Annotated in this window: 2 protein-coding genes; one reads left to right on the top strand and one right to left on the bottom strand. The window is 67.6% G+C overall.

The features are described from left to right. Window positions 1–247: 247 nt before the first annotated feature. The gene (locus ACQRUO_RS39335) at window positions 248–1,087 is read right to left on the bottom strand and encodes an SDR family oxidoreductase (RefSeq protein WP_428320987.1); all 840 of its coding nucleotides are present in this window, start codon (window positions 1,085–1,087) and stop codon (window positions 248–250) included. Between the two features lie 92 nt (window positions 1,088–1,179). Between ACQRUO_RS39335 and ACQRUO_RS39330 the strand changes: the two genes are divergently transcribed. After that, window positions 1,180–1,551 (top strand): winged helix-turn-helix transcriptional regulator, encoded by a 372-nt coding sequence (locus ACQRUO_RS39330; protein ID WP_428320986.1) that lies wholly within the window; start codon window positions 1,180–1,182, stop codon window positions 1,549–1,551. The last annotated feature ends 226 nt before the right edge of the window (window positions 1,552–1,777 follow it).

Genomic DNA, 1,777 nt, shown 5'->3' with positions numbered 1-1,777 from the left:
CTGTGCCGGGACACGATAGATGGAACCAGCGTGGTGTGGTGACCTGGCGGTTTCGACCCTGCGGGACACGCTTGTTGGAACCATCTGGTCACGCTTCTTGCAACCTGCGGCGGTCTGTTCGGCAGGGCCTGGCCTGAGGGCCCGCGCGGCTCGGTGCCCCGCGCGCCGACTGCGGCGGTACGAAGGTGGGCGCCTCGTGCGGTCGCAGCCGCACGAGGCTGCCCGGGTGCTTCAGTTGAGTTGTGCCTCAACGGAAAGCGGCGATGTTGCGGGTGACCCAGCCGTTGAAGGGGTGCGGGGCACGGCCGAGGACTCGTTCCACATCCGGGCTGATCCGCAGTTCGGCCGGGTTCGGGGCGGAGATGATGTCCAGGGTGTCGTCGGCGAGCTCCATCGGCACGAACTCCGTCATCGTGGCCTTGGCCTCACTGCGGGTGAGTTCGTGAAACCGCACGGGCGAGCCGAGCGCGGCGGCGATCTCCTCCGCCTGCTGACGCGGCGTGATGACCTCTGGCCCCGTCAGCTCGTACACCTCGCCGGTGTGCCGGTCGTCCAGCAGGCAGGCCGCCGCGACCTCGGCGATGTCCGCCGGGTCGACGACCGGCACCCCCACGTCGCCGAAGGGCGCGGCGACCATCCCTTGCGTGCGGACGGACTCCGCCCAGGCCAAGGCGTTGGAGGCGAAGCCGCCCGGTCGCAGTACGGCCCAGTCCAGGCCGGACTCCCGCAACGCGTCCTCCACCGTGCGCATCGCGACCCGCGACGGGCCGAGCGGCCTGGTCGCCACGCCCTGCGAAGACAGCAGGACGACCCGGCGAACTCCGCTGGCCGCAGCCAGGCCGATGATCTCGGCCGGCCTGGCTGCGGGGGCGTGAAGGTCGCCGGACAGCAAGAGGAACAGAGCCCTTGCCCCGTCCAACACGGGTGCGAGGCCTGTCGGCTCGGCCAGGTCGGCCGCCGCATGCCGGACTCCGTCCGGCATCGTCACCGCCCGCCGTGACACCGCCGTCACCTGCTCACCCGCCTCGGCCAGGGCCTGCGTCAAAGGTCGGCCTACATTGCCGGTAGCTCCGGTCACCACGATCATCTTCAGCTCCTAGTCCGTTGTGCGCTGCGGTAATTGACGCTAGGAGCCAGGCTTACTCTTCGTAAGAAGATACCCAGAGGTAAGCTCCGGACATGAGGGAAGGCATGCAGGTGACGCCAGCTGAGGCGGGCAATCGGTATGAGGTGTTTCACACCGACTGCCCCGCGCGTGACGTGGTCGATCACGTGACCAGCAGGTGGGGTGTCTGGGTGCTCATCTCCTTGCGAAGCAACGATCTTCGGTTCTACGAGCTGCGCGACGCCATCCAGGGCATCAGCGAGAAGATGCTTGCTCAGACCCTGCGCGCGCTGGTCCAGGATGGCCTGGTCTGGCGGAAGGTAGAGCCGACGACGCCGCCCCAGGTCACCTACGGGCTGACCGAGTTCGGTCAGGACATCGGCGAGCCGCTGACGGACTTGTTCAACCGGATCACACAACGGCTGCCGTCGCGAAGCCCGGAATAGTGGGGGTAGGGGTCGGTCTCGAAGGTGAATCCAGCGTGACCTGGGCACATGGGTGGCAGTCATCGTGCACCTGGCCTCGATCCCGTCCTCCTCCCGTCTCCGCTGACTCGTTCCAGCCCGACTGTCCAGGGCCACTCCGGCTCAAACGAATTCACCCCTACCGAGCGGCACACAACCACCGGTTCCCACCGTCGTGGCCAGGTTCCAACCATCGTGTCTCGGCTCA

Origin of the sequence: Kitasatospora sp. LaBMicrA B282, assembly GCF_050325825.1 — a bacterium.
GTDB lineage: Bacteria > Actinomycetota > Actinomycetes > Streptomycetales > Streptomycetaceae > Kitasatospora.
The sequence above is the reverse complement of the archived record's forward strand: the minus strand, read 5'-3'. Positions and strand labels throughout refer to the sequence as shown.